The organism is Azoarcus sp. KH32C, from assembly GCF_000349945.1.
Classification (GTDB): domain Bacteria; phylum Pseudomonadota; class Gammaproteobacteria; order Burkholderiales; family Rhodocyclaceae; genus Aromatoleum.
In genome coordinates this window covers 2,541,351-2,561,220 of sequence record NC_020516.1, presented here as the reverse complement: position 1 = coordinate 2,561,220, position 19,870 = coordinate 2,541,351, and the positions used below count along the sequence as shown (strand labels likewise).

Sequence of the window (19,870 nt, the reverse complement as noted above, 5' to 3'; positions counted from 1 at the left end):
GTCCCCTTTTTGCATTGCGGCTTTCGCCGCACATGCACAGCTTACTCGGCTGCCGGCTTCTCCAGCAGCGCTTTCATGCTCAGGCGGATCTTGCCGCGCTCGTCGGTCTCGAGAACCTTCACGCGGACGACCTGGCCTTCCTTGACGTAATCGGCCACGTTGTTAACGCGTTCGTTCGCAATCTGCGAAACATGCAGCAGGCCGTCGCGGCCCGGCAGGATGTTCACGATCGCGCCAAAGTCCAGTAGGCGCATGACAGTGCCTTCGTAGACCTTGCCGACCTCGACTTCTGCAGTAATGGCTTCGATACGCTTCTTCGCCGCTTCCGCGCCCTCGGCGCTGACCGACGAGATCGTCACGCTGCCGTCATCCTCGAGCTCGATGATCGTGCCGGTTTCTTCCTGCAGCGCACGGATTACCGCCCCGCCCTTGCCGATCACGTCACGGATCTTCTCCGGATTGATCTTCATGGTCAGCATGCGCGGCGCGAACTCGGACACTTCGCCACGATGCGACGCCAGCGATTGCTTCATGATGCCGAGGATGTGCATGCGACCTTCGCGCGCCTGGCCAAGCGCGACCTGCATGATTTCCTTCGTGATGCCCTGGATCTTGATGTCCATCTGCAGGGCCGTGACACCGTTCTCGGTACCAGCCACCTTGAAGTCCATGTCACCCAGATGATCTTCGTCGCCGAGAATGTCGGTCAGCACGGCGAAGCGATTGCCTTCCTTGATCAGGCCCATCGCGATGCCCGCCACATGGGCCCTCATCGGCACGCCCGCATCCATCATGGCCAGCGAACCGCCGCACACCGATGCCATCGAGCTCGAGCCGTTGGACTCGGTGATCTCCGACACGACGCGGATGGTATAGCTGAACTCTTCCGGTGCCGGCAAAGCAGCCACGAGCGCGCGCTTGGCGAGGCGGCCATGACCGACCTCGCGCCGCTTCGTCACGCCCATACGCCCCGTTTCACCCGTCGAGAACGGAGGGAAGTTGTAGTGAAGCAGGAAGTTCTCGCGGTACTCGCCGGCGATCGCGTCGATGATCTGCTCGTCGCGGCCGGTACCCAGGGTCGCGATAACGAGAGCCTGCGTTTCACCGCGGGTAAACAGCGCGGATCCGTGAGTGCGCGGCAGGACGCCAACACGGATGTCGATGGGACGCACGGTGCGCGTATCGCGACCGTCGATCCGCGGCTCGCCGGCCAGAATGCGGCTGCGAACCACACCGGCTTCGAGTTCGTGGAAGATATCCTTCAGCTCGTTCGCCGACGGGACGTCTTCGACACCTTCCGAGATGGCAGCGATGGCCTGCTTGCGGATTTCGTTGAGACGCTCGGTCCGCGCTTGCTTGCTGGTGATGCGGAAAGCCTCCTCCACCTGAGCGCCCGCCAGTTCCTTGATGCGGGCAATCAGCGGCTCGTTCTTGGCAGGCGGCTGCCAGTTCCATTCGGGCTTGCCGGCGACTTCGACCAGCTCGTTAATTGCACGAATCGCGGCCTGCATCTGCTGATGGCCGAAGACGACCGAGCCGAGCATGACCTCTTCCGACAGCTCGTTCGCTTCCGATTCGACCATCAGGACTGCAACTTCGGTACCGGCCACGACGAGGTTGAGCTGGCTGCTCTTGAGCTGCTCGACGGTCGGGTTGAGGACGTATTCGCCATTCACGTAACCGACGCGGCAGGCGCCGATCGGACCCATGAAAGGAACGCCGGAAATTGCCAATGCAGCCGATGCTGCGATCATCGCCGGCATATCCGGATCGATCTCGGGATTCAGCGAGAGAACCGTGACGATGATTTGAACTTCGTTGTAGAAGCCATCCGGGAAGAGCGGACGAATCGGGCGGTCGATGAGGCGGCTGGTCAGCGTTTCCTTTTCCGTCGGACGGCCTTCACGCTTGAAGAAACCGCCGGGAATGCGGCCGGCTGCGTAGAATTTCTCGACGTAATCGACGGTCAGCGGAAAGAAGTCCTGACCCGCTTTGGCTTCCTTGGCGGCGACCACGGTCGCCAGCACGACGGTATCGTCCATGTTGACGATAACCGCACCACCTGCCTGACGGGCAATTTCGCCGGTCTCAAGGGTAACGGTGTGCGCCCCGTAAGCGAAGGTCTTTTTGATTGCGGTAGGCAAGTTGATTTTCCTTTTCGATAAGTTTGTGCAGCGAACCACAACTGCGCTGTTCGATCGTTCTGGGCGCCGTGACGGCCAATCAAAAACAAAGCCGGTGCAGACCCATCTGGATCTGCACCGGCTTGCTGGCTTAATCTGCCTTATTCGACGCTGTCAGACTCGACACGGCCGGCAAATTACTTGCGCAGACCCAGACGCTCGATCAGGTTACGATAAGCGTCGACGTTGTTGCGCTTCAGGTAGTCAAGCAGCTTGCGGCGCTGGCTGACCATCTTCAACAGCCCGCGACGGGAGTGATGGTCCTTGGCGTTTGCCTTGAAGTGGCCGGTCAGGCCATTGATGCGAGCGGTCAGCAGAGCGACCTGGACTTCAGGGGAGCCGGTGTCGCCTTGCGCGCGCTGGAAGTCGGTGACGACCTGCGACTTGGTTGCGGTATCGAGAGCCATGTGCGTGTTTACTCTTTTCTTTCTGCCAATCAGAAGCGTGGGATTATACCCAACGCGCCAAATAAAACTCAATGTTTATCATTCCGCCTGAACGGAACCGGGTGTCGCAATGAGGCGTTTTGCGGCCAAACGCCCATCCATGCACTCTGCAAGTCCGAGAAACCGCCTCGTCGCAGCATCGTAGACCCGAACAAGTCCGCATACCTTCGGATCCACGCGAATCACGCGTCCCTGCATCAATGCCCCGGCATCGCCTTCACCCAGTTCGACCTCATCCAGATGTCGCACCAAGGCGTCGACTGACGCGAGATATCCGTCCCGCCCGCCCGGCTCGACCGTTTCCAGCGTGCCGATCGAAACTGCATCCGCAACATTGAACTGGCCGATGCGGGTGCGCCTGAGGGCGGACAAATGAGCACTACAACCGAGCGCCCGGCCGAGATCCATGCCGAGTGTTCGAATGTACGTTCCCTTCGAGCAAGCGACGCGAATTCGGAACGCAGAGCCGTTCCAGTCCAGCAGCTCGAGGGCATGAATGGTGATGCGACGCGGCTCGATCTCGACTTCAATGCCCGCCCGCGCATACTCGTAAAGGGGTTTGCCGGCGCGCTTGAGCGCCGAGTAGATGGGCGGAATCTGCTCGATTTCCCCCATGAAGCTTGGCAACACGGAAAGAATCGCGTCACCGGAAATCCCTGCAGGCAACTCTGTTGTTGCGACAACCGACCCTTCCGCATCGCCCGTATCGGTCTCGACGCCGAGTTGCACGGTCGCTTCGTATTCCTTGTCCGCGTCGAGCAGCATCTGCGAAAACTTCGTCGCCTCGCCAAAGGTCAGCGGCAACAAGCCGGTCGCCATGGGATCGAGCGTGCCCGTATGTCCGGCCTTGGCGGCATTGAGCAGTCGCCGGGCAGTCTGGAGGGCAGCGTTCGAGGTCAGTCCGGCGTGCTTGTCGAGCAACAGCACGCCGTCGACCTGCCGACGCGGCGATCGAGTTTGTTTCTGGACCCTCAACTGATTCAGTCTTCCGGATCGTCGGTATGACGGGCGTTGTCGTCGCGGACAACTTCGTCGATGAGACGTGATAGCCGACTTCCACGTTCCACCGACGCATCGTAATGGAAATGGAGTTCGGGAATGGTATGGATGCGGATACGTCGTCCGAGTTCGCGGCGCAGAAAGCCGCTCGCCCGGCGAAGACCGGTGAGGATCTCGGACAAGCCTTCCTCACCCTTCATCGACGTAAAGAACACCTTCGCGTGCGCGTAATCCGGCGTGATTTCGACGTCGGTCAAGGTGATGAATCCCACGCGGGGATCCTTCACCTCGAGCCGGATCAACTCCGCCAGTTCGCGGCGGATTTGCTCCTTCACGCGCTGACTACGGGAAAACTCCTTCGGCATGATTACAGCGTCCGGGCGATTTCCTGGATCTCGAACACTTCAAGCTGGTCGCCCTCCTGGACGTCGTTGAAGTTCTTGATCGACAGGCCGCATTCGAATCCGAACTTGACTTCCTTGACGTCGTCCTTGAAGCGCTTGAGCGACTCGAGTTCCCCGGTGTGGATGACCACGTTGTCGCGAAGGACACGGATCTGGGAGCCGCGCTTGACGAGACCTTCGAGCACGTAGCAACCCGCCACGGCCCCGACCTTCGGAACACGGAAGACCTGGCGAACTTCGACCAGACCCAGCGCGTTCTCCCGTCTTTCGGGCGCGAGCAGGCCGGATAGCGCTGCTTTCACTTCATCCACAGCGTCGTAGATGATGTTGTAGTAGCGGATATCCACGCCGAAGTTTTCCGCAAGCTTTCTGGCACCGGCATCGGCCCGCGTATTGAAGCCGATGATGACAGCGCCCGAAGCCTGGGCAAGGTTGACGTCCGATTCGGTGATCCCGCCGACGCCGGCGTGGATCGCATTGACGCGAACTTCGTCCGTCGAGAGCTTGTTGAGCGCCTGGACCAGCGCTTCCTGCGAACCTTGCACGTCGGCCTTGACGATGAGCGGAAGCGTCTTGACCTCGCCTTCCGACATTTGCTCGAACATGCTTTCGAGCTTCGCGGCCTGCTGCTTCGCGAGCTTGACTTCGCGGAACTTGCCTTGCCGGAAGAGCGCGATTTCGCGTGCCTTCTTTTCGTCGGCCAACACGATCGCTTCGTCACCGGCCGCGGGAACGTCCGCCAGACCGAGCACTTCGACCGGAATCGACGGACCGGCTTCATCGATGGCTTTGCCGTTTTCGTCCAGCATCGCGCGGATGCGGCCGAAGGTGGCGCCGACCAGCATAATGTCGCCCTTGCGCAGCGTACCCGACTGGACCAGCATCGTCGCGACGGGACCACGCCCCTTGTCGAGCCGAGCTTCGATGATCAGGCCCTTCGCCGGGCTGTCAGCCGGCGCTTTCAGCTCCAGCACTTCGGCCTGTAGCAGAACGCCTTCCAGCAGTTCGTCGATGCCCTGACCGGTCTTGGCCGAGACGTTGATGAACATGACTTCGCCACCGAATTCCTCAGGAACCACGCCTTCGGCGATCAGTTCCTGCTTGACGCGCTCCGGGTTCGCATCGTGCTTGTCGATCTTGTTGACCGCCACCACCAGCGGCACGCCCGCAGCCTGCGCGTGGTGGATCGCCTCGCGCGTCTGCGGCATCACACCGTCGTCGGCCGCAACCACCAGAATGACGATGTCGGTCGCCTTGGCACCGCGTGCGCGCATCGCCGTAAATGCCTCGTGACCCGGGGTATCGAGGAAGGTGAGCATGCCGCGATCGGTTTCGACGTGATACGCGCCGATGTGCTGCGTAATGCCGCCCGCCTCGCCGGACGCGACTTTCGCCCGGCGGATGTAGTCGAGCAGCGAGGTCTTGCCGTGGTCGACGTGACCCATCACCGTCACGACCGGCGCCCTCGGTTCTTCCGTGGCGTCGTGCATGCTATCCGCATCAGCCAGGAAGGCATCCGGATCGTCCAGCTTCGCGGCCACAGCCTTGTGCCCGAGTTCCTCCACCAGGATCATCGCTGTTTCCTGGTCGAGAACCTGGTTGATGGTAACCATCGAACCCATCTTCATCAGGGCCTTGATCACCTCGGTCGCCTTGACGGCCATCTTGTGCGCAAGATCCGCAACGGAGATGGTTTCGGGGACATGGATCTCCCGAACGACCGGCTCCACCGGCGCCTGGAAACCCTTTTGCTCATCGGCCTGGCCACGACCATGACGGCCGCCGCCCCGGGCACCGCGCCAGGAGCCGGTGGTCGCGCCAACTTCGCCTCGGGTCTTCAAGCCGCGTCGCTTTTCGCCTTCGCCTGCGGCCTCGCCGCTACGGGGACCACGCTTCGCGTCCTTGCCGGCCGCCCGATCGTCGGCCTTGGCGGGACGGTGCAGGGTCCCGCTCGGTCCCTTGGCTTCCTTCGCCGGCGCCTTTGCAGCCTCAGCACGCTTCTCGGCGTCGGCGCGGACACGGGCCTCTTCTTCGGCACGACGTGCCTCAGCGGCAGCGCGGGCAGACGCTTCGCGCTCCTGCTTCGCCTTCAGATCGGCAAGTTGACGGGCACGCAGCTCTTCGTGACGACGAGCCTCACGCTCTCGCGCCGCGCGTTCCTCATCGCTCAAGATCGAGACGCTCAAAGGCTTGCGCTGGACGGCGGCGGCTTCGCGCACGGTCACGGGCTCGTCGGACGGATTCTCTGCAACGACTTCCGTTTCGACGGGCTCGGGCTCCGGAACCGCCTCAGGCTCGGGCTCAGGTTCAGGTTCGGACTCAGGCACGGGTTCGGGCTCCGGTGCCGGCTCTTCGACCGACTCCGGCTCGACCACGGGAGCGGCCTCCTGAAGCACCGGCTCAAGCTCGGGAGCTACAGCCTGTTCGACCTCGAAATCGGCGACTTCGGACAATGCGTCAGCAGACTCCTCCGCCGTCAGCGCTTCCTGCACCGCGGACTCGACGCCCAGCTCGTCCCGCTTGACGAAGACGCGCTTCTTGCGAACTTCCACCTGCACCGTGCGTGCACGTCCGGACGAATCAGTCGCCCGGATCTCGGAGGTTTGCTTACGCGTCAGCGTGATCTTGCCCTTCGGCTGGCTTTCACCGTGCGAACGACGCAGATATTCCAAAAGCCTGGCCTTGTCATGTTCGGTCAGCAACTCGCTCGGGCTGGTCTTGTGCACACCGGCTTTCTGCAGTTGCTCGAGCAGGACCGCAGCCGGCATGCGCAGTTCGCCGGCAAACTGGTTTACGCTCATTTGTTCCATCAGTGCCTTCCCCTCATTCTTCGAACCAGTGCGCACGCGCGACCGAGATCAGCGCGCTGGCACGTTCCTGTTCGATTCCGGCGATCTCGACCAGTTCGTCAACCGCCAGGTCGGCGAGATCGTCACGAGTACGCACCCCATGCTCCGCCAGCTTGGCTGCCAGCGGCTTGTCCATACCTTCGAGATGGATCAGGTCGTCGGAAACATTTTCCAACTGCTCTTCCGTGACAATCGCTTCGGTGAGCAGCACATTGCGCGCACGATTACGCAGTTCGTTGACGGTCTCTTCGTCAAACGCGTCGATGTCGAGCATTTCCGCGAGCGGGACGTACGCGACCTCTTCGAGCGACGAAAAACCTTCGTCGATCAGAATGTCCGCGAGTTCCTCATCGACATCCAGCTTTTCCATGAACAGCTGCCGCAGGCCCTGACGTTCCTGCCCCGACTTCCGCGCTGACTCTTCCTCGCTCATGAGGTTGATGGTCCAGCCGGTCAACTCGGTTGCTAGCTTCACGTTCTGGCCGTTACGACCGATCGCAATCGCGAGGTTGTTGTCGTCAACAACCACATCCATGCTATGGCTCTCTTCGTCCACCACGATCGACACGACTTCGGCCGGTTGCAGAGCAGAGATCACGAACTGGGCCGGATCCGGCGACCAGACGATGATGTCGATCTGTTCGCCTGCGATCTCATTGCGAACCGCCGTCACGCGCGAACCGCGCAAACCGACGCAGGTGCCGATCGGATCGATCCGCGCATCGTTGGACTGGACTGCGACTTTTGCACGCAGACCGGGATCTCGTGCGCAAGCCTTCATCTCGAGCAGGCCGTCCTCGATTTCCGGGACTTCCAGTTCAAAGAGCTTGCACAGGAATTCGGGCGAAGTGCGCGACAGGATCAGTTGCGGGCCGCGGGCGCCACGATCGATGCGAAGCAAGAAGGCCTTGACGCGATCGCCGACGCGAAGGTTTTCGCGCGGGATCATCTGATCACGCGGAATCACCGCTTCGAGACGACCGACTTCGATGATCGCGTTGCCGCGCTCCATGCGCTTGATCGACCCCGAAACCAGATGTTCCTTGCGATCGAGGAAGTCGTTCAGAACCTGCTCGCGCTCGGCATCGCGGATGCGCTGAAGAATGACCTGCTTGGCGGCCTGCGCGCCGATGCGGCCAAAATCGATCGGCTCCAGCGGCTCCTCGATGTAATCCCCCAACTGGATACCGGGCTGGATGTCGCGCGCATCGATGATGCCCATCTCGGCCTCGTCATTGACGACCTCTTCGTCGGGCATCACGAGCCAACGCCGCGCGGACTCGTAATCCCCGGTTTCGCGATCGATCGTCACACGCACGTCGGCATCATCGTTGATGCGTTTCTTCGTCGCAGAGGCGAGCGCGGTTTCAAGAGCACCGAATACGATGTCCTTGGGTACGTTCTTCTCGCGCGCCAGCGCATCGACAAGCAGCAATATTTCGCGGCTCATTAATCAAGACCTCCACATACGAATCTCAAAATCTCGGTACCAGGCGGGCCTTTTCGACCTCGTCGAACGGGAAGCTGACTTCGCCCTTCTCGGTATTCAGCCGCACCACACCGTCGGCGAAGCCTTCCAGCACCCCGGCAAAATTCCTTTGGTTGCCGATCGGCATCCGCAGGCGCACCTGGACGTCGCTGCCGACGAAGCGCTCGAAATCGGCAGGCTTCTTGAGCGGACGGTCGAGGCCCGGCGAGGAGACTTCCAGCCGGTCGTAGTCGACGTTCTCGACCTCGAACACCCGCGTCAGCTGATTGCTCACCGTTGCGCAGTCGTCAACGGTGACCCCGCGCTCGATATCGATGAAGACTCGCAGCAAGCGGGCCTTCGGGGAAGTCTCGAAATCAACGAGCTCGAAGCCGAGCCCGGTGACGACCTGTTCAATAAGACGTTCGACGTCCATTTTCGCGCCCACAAATAAAAAATGGGCATAACGCCCATCCCCAATGATTACATCCAAATCCAGTTACTGGCATCCAATAGTTACCTATGGACTCGCCTTAGCCGACAGAGTATAGCGGCTCCCGCATAAACAGGCAATCATCCTGCGCAAAGGGAATACCCTGCCACGGACTGCCGGCGCACCGGCAATCCGTGACCTCGAACGCAACGATCGAATCAGGCGCGATCGCGCGGCGTCGTACGATGCACTTTCACCGGCTTATCCTTGTCACCCGCACGGGCGCTGCGCTGGCCCAGCGGCTTAGGCAGGCCGGCGAGGGCGCACACCTCCTCCTCAGGCATTTCCATCCACATGCCGCGCTTCAGGCGCGACGACAGGCTCACCGGACCATAGCGCACGCGCATCAGACGGCTCACGGTCAAACCGACCGCCTCAAACATACGCCGAACCTCTCGGTTGCGCCCCTCGGAGAGCGTGACCTTGTACCAGTGATTCGCCCCTTCCCCGCCTTGGTCGGACAGGCTGGTAAAGCGGGCCAGGCCGTCTTCCAGCTGAATACCGCTGGTAAGCGACTCGATCTGCTCGTCAGTGAGCTCGCCTAACAGGCGAACTGCATACTCCCGCTCCAACTCGTACCGAGGGTGCATCAACTGGTTGGCGAGCGTGCCGTCGTTGGTGAACAGCAGCAATCCGGAGGTGTTGAAATCGAGACGCCCGACGGCGATCCAACGCCCCTTGCGCAGCAAAGGGAGGCGTTCGAACACCGTCGGACGACCTTCCGGATCCTCGCGCGAGACGATTTCACCTTCCGGCTTGTGGTAGATCAGGACGCGCGGCGCGCGGGTGCCGAAGCGCAGCGGGACGAGCTTCCCGTTGAGCTTCACCCGATCACCGGGCCCCACTTTCTGACCGAGCTCGACGGGCTGGTCGTTCACGGTGATCTTGCCGGCCGACATCCATTCCTCGACCTCTCGACGCGAGCCGATGCCGAGTCGGGCGAGAACCTTTTGCAGTCGTTCCGGCTCGGCGCCGACATCCGACGAAGCCGGCCCGCGGGCGGCGCGGCCGGCATGCTGTCCCCGCGCCGGGCGCTCGGTAGCCGGCGCTTCGCGACCGGGATCGTCAATTCGCGGACGGCGGGCGCCCTTCGCCTCGACTGCCGGCTCAACTTTCTTCTTCTGGGGAGGCCGCAGGGGACTCCTCGATCTCTTTGGTGTCGACAAGATCCATGATCCTTTCTATTTCGGTTAATGCCGGCAACTCGGTCAGGCTCCTGAGCCCGAGCTCGTCGAGAAATCGCCGGGTCGTGGCAAAGAGTGCTGGACGGCCGGGCGTGTCGCGATGGCCCACGATATCCACCCAGCCTCGTGACTCCAGCGTCTTCAATACATTGGGCGAGACCGCTACGCCGCGAATATCCTCGATGTCACCGCGGGTGACCGGCTGACGATAGGCGATGATCGCTAGTGTTTCCAGCACGGCGCGCGAATACCGCGGCGGCCTCTCCTCCTTGAGGCGATCGAGAAAGACCTGATACTCGGGGCGCGTCTGGAATCGCCAGCCGGACGCCACCTGGATTAGTTCCGCGCCGCGATCGGACCAATCGGCGCGCAGTTCGTCGAGCAGCCGACGAATCAGATCGGCGCCGGGATCCGGATCGAAGAGCCTGCGCAGCTCGGCAACCGGAAGCGGCGACGGGGCGGCGAGCAGCACCGTTTCGATCACTCGCTTGTAGTCGTCAGGCGTCTGTGGCTGCATCGCTGAGTTTCACATAGATCGGCGCAAACGGCTCGTTCTGCGACACGTGAACGAGCTTCTCCTTCACCAGCTCGAGCACGGCCAGGAAACTGACGACGAGACCCGCGGCTCCGTACTCCACATCGAACAGGGCGTCGAAGACGACGAAGGCGCCGTCCGAGAGCTTGCGCATGATCATCGTCATGTGCTCGCGCACCGACAGCTCTTCGCGCTTGACCTGGTGATGCTGGCTAAGGCGCGCCTTCTTCATGATCTTCAGCCACGCGAGCTGCAGATCATGCAAGCTGACTTCGGGCAACCGTTCGACAACCTTCTCCGCAACGAAAATGCTCACCCACTCGTGATCGCGTTCGACACGCGGCATCGAATCCAGCCTCGCCCCGGCCTGCTTCATCTGCTCGTATTCGAGCAGACGCCGCACGAGTTCGGCCCGGGGGTCCCCGGCCTCGTCTTCGTCGGCCCGAGGCGGACGCGGCAAGAGCGTACGCGACTTGATCTCCAGCAACGTCGCCGCCATGAGGAGGTAATCGGCGGCGAGCTCGAGATTGTGTCGGCGCATTGCCTCGACGTAGACCAGGTACTGCGAGGTCAACGGCGCCATCGGGATATCGAGGATGTTGAGGTTGGACTTGCGGATCAAGTACAGCAGCAGGTCGAGCGGCCCCTCGAACGCCTCGAGAAAGACTTCGAGGGCGTCCGGGGGAATGTACAGATCCTTCGGCAACTCGAGCAGCGGCTCGCCGTACAGGCGGGCCACCGCGTCGAGCTGCGCTGCCGTTTCAAGCGGCGCGAGTTCCAGAGGCAGGTTCATCTTGCACTATTCACGAGGAGCGGGCCGGGCAGACCGGGGAGTCTCGGTGCCCGACAAGTCGCCTCAGCGATACGACAAGCCCATCGCTTCACGCACATCGCGCATCGTTTCTTCCGCCAATGCGCTGGCCCGCTCGCACCCTTGCGCAACGATGCGGCGCACGAGCGACGGATCCTCGATGTAGGGCTGGGCGCGCTCGCGCATCGCGACCTGCTCGCGGAGCACACCGTCGATCACAGGCTGCTTGCACTCGATGCAACCGATTCCCGCGCTGCGGCAGCCCTGCTGAACCCACTTGCGCGTATCGTCGTCGGAATAGATGAGATGGAATTGCCACACTGGGCACTTGTCCGGGTCACCCGGGTCGGTGCGGCGCACCCGAGCCGGATCGGTCTGCATCGTCCGGATCTTCTTCGACACGACGTCGGGCTCTTCCCGCAGGAAGATGGTGTTTCCGTAACTCTTGGACATCTTCTGCCCATCCAGCCCAGGCATGCGAGCGGCCTCGGTCAGCAGCGCGCCGGCCTCGACGAGGATCGTCTTGCCGCTGCCTTCGAGGTAGCCATACAGCCGCTCCAAATCCTCATGGCCGACACTGCCCGACTCCTTGAGCAGCACCCTGCCCTGCTCGAGCGCCGCGGCGTCGCCTTCCTGCTGGAAGCGCTTGCGCAGTTCTTCGAACAGCTTGGCCTTCTTCCCGCCGAGTTTCTTGACCGCTTCCTTGGCCTTGTCCTCGAAACCCGGCTCGCGACCGAACATGTGATTGAAGCGGCGGGCGATCTCGCGGGTGAATTCGACATGGGGCAGTTGGTCTTCCCCGACCGGAACCTTGTCCGCTCGATACAGCAGGATGTCGGCAGACATCAGCAAGGGATAGCCGAGGAAGCCGTAGGTCGACAGGTCCTTATGCGCGAGCTTTTCCTGCTGGTCCTTGTATGTGGGAACGCGCTCGAGCCAGCCGACCGGCGAGATCATCGACAGCAGCAGGTGCAGTTCGGCGTGCTGGGGGACTCTCGACTGAATGAAGATCGTCGCCTTCTCGGGATCGACCCCGGCGGCCAACCAGTCGATGAGCATGTCCCACACGCTGTCGGCGATCACCTCGGGGCTGTCGTAGGACGTCGTCAGAGCATGCCAGTCCGCAACGAAGAACAGACACGGATAATCATTCTGGAGCTGGACCCAGTTCTTGAGGACGCCGTGGTAATGGCCGAGATGGAGGCGCCCGGTCGGGCGCATGCCGGAAAGAACGCGTTCTGCGTACATGGTTTTCTAGAATCCGAAAAGCGTCGCGAGGAAGATACGGAAAAGCGCAATCAGCGGCCAAAGAATCTGTCCGAGGATGCCACTGAACAACAAGAGAAGGAGAAGCGGGAAGCCGTACGGCTCGAGTCGCGAAAACTTCCACGCAAGGCGGTGCGGCAGCAGGCTCACTGCGATCCGTCCCCCGTCGAGCGGAGGGATCGGCAAGAGATTGAGCACCATCAGCACCGTATTGATCTGGATGCCTGCCTTGCCCATCTCGATCATGGGTTCGGCATAGACGTTCGTAGGATTGAGCAGCGCGGCCTTGACCAGCAGCGCCCAACCGAGCGCCATCAGGAAGTTCACGAATGGGCCGGCCGCAGCCACCCACAGCATGTCCGCCTTCGGCTTCCGAAGGCGACTGAAGTCGACCGGAACCGGCTTGGCCCAGCCGAAAAGCATTCCGCCACCGCCGAACAACGAACTCACCGCCAGAATCAGACCCGGAACCAGCAACGTACCAATCGGATCGATGTGCTTGAAGGGATTGAGCGTTATGCGCCCCGCCCGGTCTGCGGTTGGATCGCCGAAATGCCTCGCCACGTAACCATGCGCCGCCTCGTGAAGCGTAATGGCAAGCAATACCGGCAGCGCCCAGATAGCGAGGGTTGTGATCAGCGAATCCATGGATTTACGGCGTTAAACGAGTGATTCTAGCAGACGACGCCATGGCCATCGCACGACGGTCAGTTCCTCCGCCGCTCGGATCGGCGTGTCGCACACTAGTTTGCTTCGAGGCCGAACGGCGCGAGATCACCGCGCCCTGCCCGAACCAGAACCGGGGAACCTGATGTCAGATCGATCACCGACGTTGCCTCGGGACCGCAGAATCCGGCCTCGATGACGAGATCCACCTGTTTTTCGAGCGTCGTCCGGATTTCCTCGGGATCGGTCAGCGGCAAATCCTCGCCGGGCAACAAGAGCGTCGAGGTCAGAATGGGCTCGTTCAACTCGGAGAGCAGCGCGGCGACAACCGGATGTTCCGGCACGCGCAGTCCGATCGTCTTGCGCTTCGGGTGAAGCAGACGACGCGGCAACTCCCGGGTTCCCTCCAGAATGAACGTGTAAGGCCCCGGCGTCGTCGCCTTCAGCAGGCGGTACTGGGAATTATCCACGCGGGCGTACGTCGCGATCTCGGACAGGTCGCGACACATGAGGGTGAAATGGTGCCGCTCATCGACGCCGCGAATACGGCGGATGCGCTGCAGCAGATCGGAATCGCCCGTAATGCCCCCAAGGGCATACGCCGAATCCGTGGGAAAGGCGACGAGCCCACCCGCTCGCATGATCTCCGCGGCCTGGCGGATCAAGCGCGGCTGGGGGTGCTCCGGGTGCAAGGAAAAATACTGCGCCATGCTAAGTGTCCGATTCTCTGTTTTTTTTGATAGTACGACTCGCAGACCTAGACGAATCGCGTCCAGACAGGAGTCAGGTCGGGCGGCAGATTGCTGCTGCGGCCCAGATCGACGGAACTCTCGCCTTCGCCATGGAAGTCGGAAGCTCGCGACGCCAGCAGTCCCCAACGGCGGGCAATTGCCGCAAACTTGACCGTCTCGGCCTCGGTGTGCGCTCCCGCAACCACCTCGATCCCTTCCCCGCCACAGGCGACGAAGCGATCGAGCAGTCGATGCAACTCGTCGGTCGACAAGCGATAGCGCGCCGGGTGCGCCAATACAGCCACACCTCCCGCGCCGCGAATCCAGCGAACGGCATCGTCGAGGCTCGCCCATTCGTGCTCGACGTACCCGGGCTTACCCCGCGCCAGATAATACTGGAACACGGTACTCACATCCGGCATCAAACCGGTCGACACAATATACCGGGCGAAATGGGCACGTCCCACCATCGCCGGATTGCGGGCGAGGCGAGATGCGCCCTCGAAGGTGCCGTGAATCCCGGCGGCATCGAGCGCCGCACTCATCTTCCTTGCGCGCTGCACACGTCCGCTGCGTACGCTTTCCAGGCCCTCGAGCAGCTGCCGGTCGCGATGGTCGATCCCGAGCCCGACAACATGCACGGTCTCCTTGAGGAAGGTCACCGAAATTTCGACGCCGGGCAGCAGGCGCACACCCAGCCGCAGCGCTTCGCCGCATGCCTCGTCGATACCGCCGACCTCGTCGTGATCCGTCAGCGCGAGCAGGGCCACGCTATTGGCCGCGGCTCGCCGCACGACGTCGGTTGGCGTCAGCCAACCATCCGATACGGTCGAGTGGCAATGGAGGTCCGCATTGATCTGCATCTATGTCATATGAGTGACGCGTTATCACCCATCGCTCCACCTGGAAATCGCCATCATAACAAACACCCTCTCCGGCCCGTTGCCAGCAAGTCTTCGCGGTGGTATCGTCCGCCCGTCGTGCGGGAGAGAACTCCCCCTCGGAGTCGCCGAAGGCGTAACCCCCCGGAATCGCTCAGGCAAAAGGACCGCCGACAGAACGCAATTCTGGAGAGCGATGCGGGTCGCACGAATGTGCCGGCTGGCGCATCCACCGAAGGGGCACCCGGCCACGGCCGGAATCTCTCAGGTACAAAGGACAGATGGGGCGATGCTCAATGAAATGGGCCTCGCCCCGTTTCGTTTTTTAGACCTCGAAATTCCGATTCCGTCCGCGCATTCTCAGGAGCCCCCCGTGTCCAGACAAACCCCTCTTCATGCCACCCACGTTGCAGCCGGTGCACGCATGGTCGATTTCGCCGGCTGGGACATGCCGGTGAACTACGGCTCGCAGATCGAAGAGCACCATGCCGTACGGCGCGATGCAGGCATGTTCGACGTATCCCACATGCTTGCGCTCGATCTCGAAGGCCCGGACTCGACGACGTGGCTGCGCGGGCTGCTGGCAAACGACGTCGCCAAACTGAAGGAACCAGGCAAGGCACTATATAGCTGCATGCTGAACCCCCAAGGCGGCGTCATCGACGATCTGATCGTCTACTACTTCAACCCGACTTCCTACCGCATCGTCGTCAATGCCGGCACCGCCGACAAGGATGTTGCATGGATGCGGGAACGCATTGCCGCGACCGCGTCCAACGTGACGCTGACGAGCCGCCGCGACCTCGCGATGATCGCCGTGCAAGGCCCTGCCGCGCGTGAAAAGACCTGGCTCGCACTGCCCGAAACCCGCACTGCCAGCGAAGGCCTGAAGCCATTCAGCGCCGCCCAAGTCGGGGAATTCCTCGTCGCGCGCACCGGCTACACCGGCGAAGACGGCTTCGAGCTTGCCCTGCCCGCGACTCGTGCTGCCGAAGTCTGGAATGCCCTCGTGCAGGCTGGCGTAAAGCCGTGCGGCCTGGGGGCGCGCGACACGCTGCGCCTGGAAGCCGGGATGAACCTCTACGGCCAGGACATGGACGACGACGTTTCGCCACTCGACGCCGGCCTCAGCTGGACGGTGGACCTGAAAGACGAATCGCGCGATTTCGTCGGCAAGGCTGCGCTGCTCGCCAAGCCGGCGAGCCGGAACGTGCTGGGCCTGATCCTCGAGGACAAGGGCGTCCTGCGTTCGCACATGACCGTATTCACTTCCCAGGGCGACGGTGAGACGACGAGCGGCACCTTCTCTCCTTCGCTCGAAAAGTCCATCGCCTTTGCCCGCCTGCCGCTCGGCGTCGAAGCCGGCGAATCCGTCGAAGTCGATATCCGCGGCCGTCGCCTGAAGGCACGGACCGCCAAGCTGCCCTTCGTCCGCAACGGCAAGGCGCTGGTCTGATCCGGACCTGCGCCGCCACTCCGCGAATCAACCCGAAAAACGGTACCTGGCCGGCCCGGTACCGACCCTTACCCTCTGGAGCACACCATGAGCCAAGTTCCCGCCGATCTGAAGTACACCGCGTCGCATGAATGGATTCGCGTCGAAGCCGACGGCACCCTGACGATCGGCGTCACCGACCACGCCCAGGAAGCCCTCGGCGACGTCGTCTTCCTCGAACTGCCCGAAGTCGGCCGCAAGCTGGGCGCCGGCGAAGCCTGCGCGGTGATCGAATCGGTCAAGGCGGCTTCCGACATCTACGCCCCGGTCGCGGGCGAAGTGATCGCGGCAAACGGCGATGCCGTCGATGCGCCCGAGTCCGTCAATACGGACGCCTACGCCGCGTGGCTCTTCAAGATCCGCCCGGACAACGCAGCCGACGTCGGCGGCCTGCTCGATGCCGCCGCGTACGAAGCCGCGACCGCGAACGCCTGAACCAAACACGATCCACGCGCCCGACCGGCGATCCGCCGGAACGGGCCCCTGTGAGCAGTCCCTCATGTCGAACACCGATCTTTCCTCCGCTCTCAAGGCACCGCTGGCGCAGCTCGAACAGCGCGACGCTTTCATTGGCCGCCACATTGGTCCGAATCCGGCCGAAATCGCCGAAATGCTTGCCGCCATCGGCGCATCCAGTCTCGACGCTCTGATCGACCAGACCGTCCCGACGGCGATCCGTCTTGCCGCGCCGCTCCCGATTGCCGAACCGACGCCCGAGCATGAAGCACTGGCCGGACTGCGCGCGATCGCAAGCAAGAACGTGCTGCGCAAGTCGCTAATCGGCATGGGGTACTACGGCACGCACACGCCCGCCGTCGTCTTGCGGAACGTGATGGAGAATCCCGGCTGGTACACGGCATACACGCCTTACCAGGCCGAAATCGCACAAGGCCGTCTCGAAGCGCTGCTGAACTACCAGCAGATGGTCATCGACCTGACCGGGATGGAACTCGCGAACGCATCGCTGCTGGACGAGGCGACGGCTGCGGCCGAAGCGATGACCATGGCGCGCCGCGTGAGCAAGTCGAAGTCGAATGCCTTCTTCGTCGACGAGGCCTGCTTCCCGCAGACCATCGACGTCGTCAAGACGCGCGCCCAGTACTTCGGCTTCGAACTCGTCTTCGGTGCCGCCGTCGACGCCGGCACGCATGAAGTTTTTGGCGCACTGCTGCAGTATCCGAATGAACGCGGAGAGATCGCCGACCTCACCGATGTGATCGCCGCCCTGAAGGCCAAGGGTGCCGTCACTGCCGTCGCGTCCGACCTGATGGCCTTGGTCCTGCTGAAGCCGCCCGCACAAATGGGCGCGGACATCGTGCTCGGTTCCGCTCAACGCTTCGGCGTGCCGATGGGCTTCGGCGGCCCGCATGCAGCCTTCTTCGCCACCCGTGAGGCGAACGTGCGCGCGATGCCCGGCCGCATCATCGGCGTCTCGAAGGACGCCCGCGGCAAGACTGCACTGCGCATGACGCTGCAGACCCGCGAACAGCATATCCGCCGCGAGAAAGCGAATTCGAACATCTGCACCTCGCAGGTTCTCCTCGCGAACATGTCCGGTTTCTACGCGGTCTATCACGGCCCCGAAGGCCTGCGCACGATGGCCGCGCGGATCCACCGTCTCGCCGCGATCCTCGCCGCCGGCCTGCGCCAGGGCGGATTCGAGATCCCCGCTGTTGCCTTCTTCGACACCTTCCAGGTCCAGACCGGAAGCCGCACCGACGCGCTCGTCGCCGCTTGCGAAAGTGCGGGCTTCAATGTCCGCCGTGCGAGCGACGCCGCGATCGGCGTATCCCTTGACGAGACCACCACGGCCGACGATGTCCGCGCCCTGCTCGCCGCTTTCGGCGTCGCTGCCGACCTCGACGCGCTCGACGCTGCCGTCAGCAAGGCCGGTGGCACGATCCCGCCCGCGCTGCTGCGTGGCGATGCGATCCTCTCCCATCCCGTGTTCAACACGCACCACACCGAACACGAGATGCTGCGCTACCTAAAGAAGCTCCAGAACCGCGACCTCGCGCTCGATCATTCGATGATCTCGCTTGGCAGCTGCACGATGAAGCTCAACGCGACGAGCGAGATGATTCCGGTGACCTGGCCGGAATTCGCGGGCCTCCATCCTTTCGCGCCGCGCGAACAGGCCGCCGGCTATATTGAAATGATCGAAGGGTTGGCGGACTACCTCAAGGCCGCCACCGGCTTCCCGGCGATCTGCATGCAGCCCAACTCGGGCGCGCAGGGCGAATACGCGGGTCTCGTCGCGATCCGCCGCTATCACGCGAGCCGCGGCGAAGCGCATCGCGACATCTGCCTGATCCCGAAATCGGCCCACGGCACGAACCCCGCGACCGCTCAGATGTGTGGCATGGAAGTGGTCGTCGTCGCCTGCGACGACAACGGCAACGTCGACGTTGCGGACTTGCGCGCGAAGGCCGAGCTGCATGCGCAACGCTTGGCTGCATTGATGATCACCTATCCCTCCACGCACGGCGTGTTCGAGGAGTCGATCCGCGAAATCTGCGCAATCGTCCACCAGTTCGGCGGCCAGGTCTATATGGATGGCGCGAACCTCAACGCCCAGGTCGGCCTCACCTCGCCGGCCACGATCGGCGCGGACGTCAGCCACATGAACCTGCACAAGACCTTCTGCATCCCCCACGGCGGCGGCGGCCCCGGCATGGGCCCGATCGGTCTGGCTGCGCATCTGGCTCCGTTCATGGCCGACCACGCCGTCGCGGGCACCGGTGACGACAGCCGGCCCAACAAGGGTCAGGGCGCAGTCAGTGCCGCGCCGTTCGGCTCGGCGAGCATCCTGCCGATCTCCTGGATGTACATCCGCATGATGGGCGGCACCGGCCTGAAGCGTGCGACCGAGGTCGCCATCCTCAACGCGAACTACGTCGCCTCCCGCCTCGGCGAGCACTATCCCGTGCTCTACACCGGTTCGCAGGGGCGCGTCGCGCACGAGTGCATCCTCGACATCCGTCCGATCAAGGCCGCCACAGGCATTTCGGAAGTCGACATCGCGAAACGCCTGATGGACTATGGCTTCCACGCCCCGACCATGTCCTTCCCTGTCGCGGGCACGGTCATGGTCGAGCCGACGGAATCGGAAGACCTGGGCGAGCTCGACCGCTTCATCGAAGCGATGATCGCGATCCGCAACGAAATCCGCGAGATCGAAGCGGGCCGCTGGCCGCAGGACTCCAACCCGCTCAAGCACGCGCCGCACACGCAAGCGGACTTCTTCGAGGGCGAATGGGTCCGCCCCTATTCGAAGGAACAGGCTGCCTTCCCGCTGCCGTGGGTCGCAGCCAACAAGTTCTGGCCCAGCGTCAACCGCATCGACGACGTGTATGGCGATCGCAACTTGTTCTGCGCCTGCGTTCCGATGGACGACTACGCAGGCTAGAATGCCGCCGCTTCGTATCGAAGCCACGCCCGACCGGGCGTGGCTTTTTT

Annotated in this window: 17 protein-coding genes and 1 riboswitch; of the genes, 3 read left to right on the top strand and 14 right to left on the bottom strand. The window is 62.7% G+C overall.

Annotated elements, in window-relative coordinates; all coding sequences use genetic code 11:
• Positions 1-41 precede the first annotated feature (41 nt).
• From pnp to AZKH_RS11055, 14 genes are all read right to left on the bottom strand, one after another.
• On the bottom strand, positions 42-2,150 hold the full coding sequence (gene pnp, locus AZKH_RS11120) for a polyribonucleotide nucleotidyltransferase (RefSeq protein ID WP_369795116.1): 2,109 nt from the start codon (positions 2,148-2,150) through the stop codon (positions 42-44).
• Positions 2,151-2,320: 170 nt separating this feature from the next.
• Positions 2,321-2,590 (bottom strand): 30S ribosomal protein S15, encoded by a 270-nt coding sequence (rpsO, locus tag AZKH_RS11115; protein WP_015435869.1) that lies wholly within the window; start codon positions 2,588-2,590, stop codon positions 2,321-2,323.
• A 78-nt stretch (positions 2,591-2,668) separates the two neighbouring features.
• A complete protein-coding gene (gene truB / locus AZKH_RS11110; protein ID WP_041656084.1) occupies positions 2,669-3,604 on the bottom strand; it encodes a tRNA pseudouridine(55) synthase TruB in 936 nt (311 codons plus the stop codon).
• A gap of 5 nt (positions 3,605-3,609) precedes the next feature.
• On the bottom strand, positions 3,610-3,993 hold the full coding sequence (gene rbfA / locus AZKH_RS11105) for a 30S ribosome-binding factor RbfA (RefSeq protein ID WP_015435867.1): 384 nt from the start codon (positions 3,991-3,993) through the stop codon (positions 3,610-3,612).
• A 2-nt stretch (positions 3,994-3,995) separates the two neighbouring features.
• Positions 3,996-6,842: a translation initiation factor IF-2 gene (gene infB, locus AZKH_RS11100; RefSeq protein ID WP_015435866.1), complete on the bottom strand. Its 2,847-nt coding sequence runs from the start codon at positions 6,840-6,842 to the stop codon at positions 3,996-3,998.
• Positions 6,843-6,855: 13 nt separating this feature from the next.
• Positions 6,856-8,331: a transcription termination factor NusA gene (gene nusA / locus AZKH_RS11095; protein ID WP_015435865.1), complete on the bottom strand. Its 1,476-nt coding sequence runs from the start codon at positions 8,329-8,331 to the stop codon at positions 6,856-6,858.
• 25 nt (positions 8,332-8,356) lie between these two features.
• Positions 8,357-8,785, bottom strand: coding sequence for a ribosome maturation factor RimP (gene rimP, locus AZKH_RS11090; RefSeq protein WP_015435864.1), 429 nt, complete (start codon positions 8,783-8,785; stop codon positions 8,357-8,359).
• A 215-nt stretch (positions 8,786-9,000) separates the two neighbouring features.
• Entirely contained in the window at positions 9,001-10,008 is a 1,008-nt protein-coding gene (rluB, locus tag AZKH_RS11085) for a 23S rRNA pseudouridine(2605) synthase RluB (protein WP_015435863.1), read from the bottom strand.
• Positions 9,950-10,543, bottom strand: a complete 594-nt coding sequence (gene scpB, locus AZKH_RS11080) for an SMC-Scp complex subunit ScpB (protein ID WP_015435862.1) — start codon at positions 10,541-10,543, stop codon at positions 9,950-9,952. The genes rluB and scpB overlap by 59 nt, the downstream gene beginning before the upstream one ends.
• Positions 10,524-11,354 carry a ScpA family protein gene (locus tag AZKH_RS11075; protein WP_015435861.1) on the bottom strand — a complete coding sequence of 277 codons (831 nt, stop codon included), beginning with the start codon at positions 11,352-11,354 and terminating at the stop codon, positions 10,524-10,526. The genes scpB and AZKH_RS11075 overlap by 20 nt, the downstream gene beginning before the upstream one ends.
• Positions 11,355-11,417: 63 nt before the next feature.
• A complete protein-coding gene (locus AZKH_RS11070) occupies positions 11,418-12,620 on the bottom strand; it encodes a tryptophan--tRNA ligase (RefSeq protein ID WP_015435860.1) in 1,203 nt (400 codons plus the stop codon).
• Between the two features lie 6 nt (positions 12,621-12,626).
• Positions 12,627-13,286 (bottom strand): site-2 protease family protein, encoded by a 660-nt coding sequence (locus tag AZKH_RS11065; RefSeq protein WP_015435859.1) that lies wholly within the window; start codon positions 13,284-13,286, stop codon positions 12,627-12,629.
• Between the two features lie 95 nt (positions 13,287-13,381).
• Positions 13,382-14,014, bottom strand: coding sequence for an L-threonylcarbamoyladenylate synthase (locus AZKH_RS11060; protein ID WP_015435858.1), 633 nt, complete (start codon positions 14,012-14,014; stop codon positions 13,382-13,384).
• A 47-nt stretch (positions 14,015-14,061) separates the two neighbouring features.
• Positions 14,062-14,898, bottom strand: coding sequence for a 3',5'-nucleoside bisphosphate phosphatase (locus tag AZKH_RS11055; RefSeq protein ID WP_015435856.1), 837 nt, complete (start codon positions 14,896-14,898; stop codon positions 14,062-14,064).
• 110 nt (positions 14,899-15,008) lie between these two features.
• Positions 15,009-15,095, top strand: a riboswitch (glycine riboswitch).
• Between the two features lie 245 nt (positions 15,096-15,340).
• Here AZKH_RS11055 and gcvT point away from each other — a divergent pair.
• The 3 genes from gcvT to gcvP all read left to right on the top strand — a co-directional run bounded on the left by gcvT (position 15,341) and on the right by gcvP (position 19,820).
• Complete coding sequence (gene gcvT, locus AZKH_RS11050; protein ID WP_231874545.1) at positions 15,341-16,372, top strand: glycine cleavage system aminomethyltransferase GcvT; 1,032 nt, start codon at positions 15,341-15,343, stop codon at positions 16,370-16,372.
• Between the two features lie 87 nt (positions 16,373-16,459).
• A complete protein-coding gene (gene gcvH, locus AZKH_RS11045; protein WP_015435854.1) occupies positions 16,460-16,846 on the top strand; it encodes a glycine cleavage system protein GcvH in 387 nt (128 codons plus the stop codon).
• A gap of 64 nt (positions 16,847-16,910) precedes the next feature.
• Positions 16,911-19,820, top strand: coding sequence for an aminomethyl-transferring glycine dehydrogenase (gene gcvP, locus AZKH_RS11040; protein WP_015435853.1), 2,910 nt, complete (start codon positions 16,911-16,913; stop codon positions 19,818-19,820).
• Positions 19,821-19,870: the final 50 nt, after the last annotated feature.

Bases quoted from the DNA above. Each gene is read 5' to 3' on its own strand.
- rpsO (WP_015435869.1), bottom strand. From the start codon at position 2,590: ATGGCTCTCGATACCGCAACCAAGTCGCAGGTCGTCACCGACTTCCAG.
- rbfA (WP_015435867.1), bottom strand. From the start codon at position 3,993: ATGCCGAAGGAGTTTTCCCGTAGTCAGCGCGTGAAGGAGCAAATCCGC.
- infB (WP_015435866.1), bottom strand. From the start codon at position 6,842: ATGGAACAAATGAGCGTAAACCAGTTTGCCGGCGAACTGCGCATGCCG.
- nusA (WP_015435865.1), bottom strand. From the start codon at position 8,331: ATGAGCCGCGAAATATTGCTGCTTGTCGATGCGCTGGCGCGCGAGAAG.
- rimP (WP_015435864.1), bottom strand. From the start codon at position 8,785: ATGGACGTCGAACGTCTTATTGAACAGGTCGTCACCGGGCTCGGCTTC.
- scpB (WP_015435862.1), bottom strand. From the start codon at position 10,543: ATGCAGCCACAGACGCCTGACGACTACAAGCGAGTGATCGAAACGGTG.
- AZKH_RS11075 (WP_015435861.1), bottom strand. From the start codon at position 11,354: ATGAACCTGCCTCTGGAACTCGCGCCGCTTGAAACGGCAGCGCAGCTC.
- AZKH_RS11070 (WP_015435860.1), bottom strand. From the start codon at position 12,620: ATGTACGCAGAACGCGTTCTTTCCGGCATGCGCCCGACCGGGCGCCTC.
- AZKH_RS11065 (WP_015435859.1), bottom strand. From the start codon at position 13,286: ATGGATTCGCTGATCACAACCCTCGCTATCTGGGCGCTGCCGGTATTG.
- AZKH_RS11060 (WP_015435858.1), bottom strand. From the start codon at position 14,014: ATGGCGCAGTATTTTTCCTTGCACCCGGAGCACCCCCAGCCGCGCTTG.
- AZKH_RS11055 (WP_015435856.1), bottom strand. From the start codon at position 14,898: ATGCAGATCAATGCGGACCTCCATTGCCACTCGACCGTATCGGATGGT.
- gcvT (WP_231874545.1), top strand. From the start codon at position 15,341: ATGGTCGATTTCGCCGGCTGGGACATGCCGGTGAACTACGGCTCGCAG.
- gcvH (WP_015435854.1), top strand. From the start codon at position 16,460: ATGAGCCAAGTTCCCGCCGATCTGAAGTACACCGCGTCGCATGAATGG.
- gcvP (WP_015435853.1), top strand. From the start codon at position 16,911: ATGTCGAACACCGATCTTTCCTCCGCTCTCAAGGCACCGCTGGCGCAG.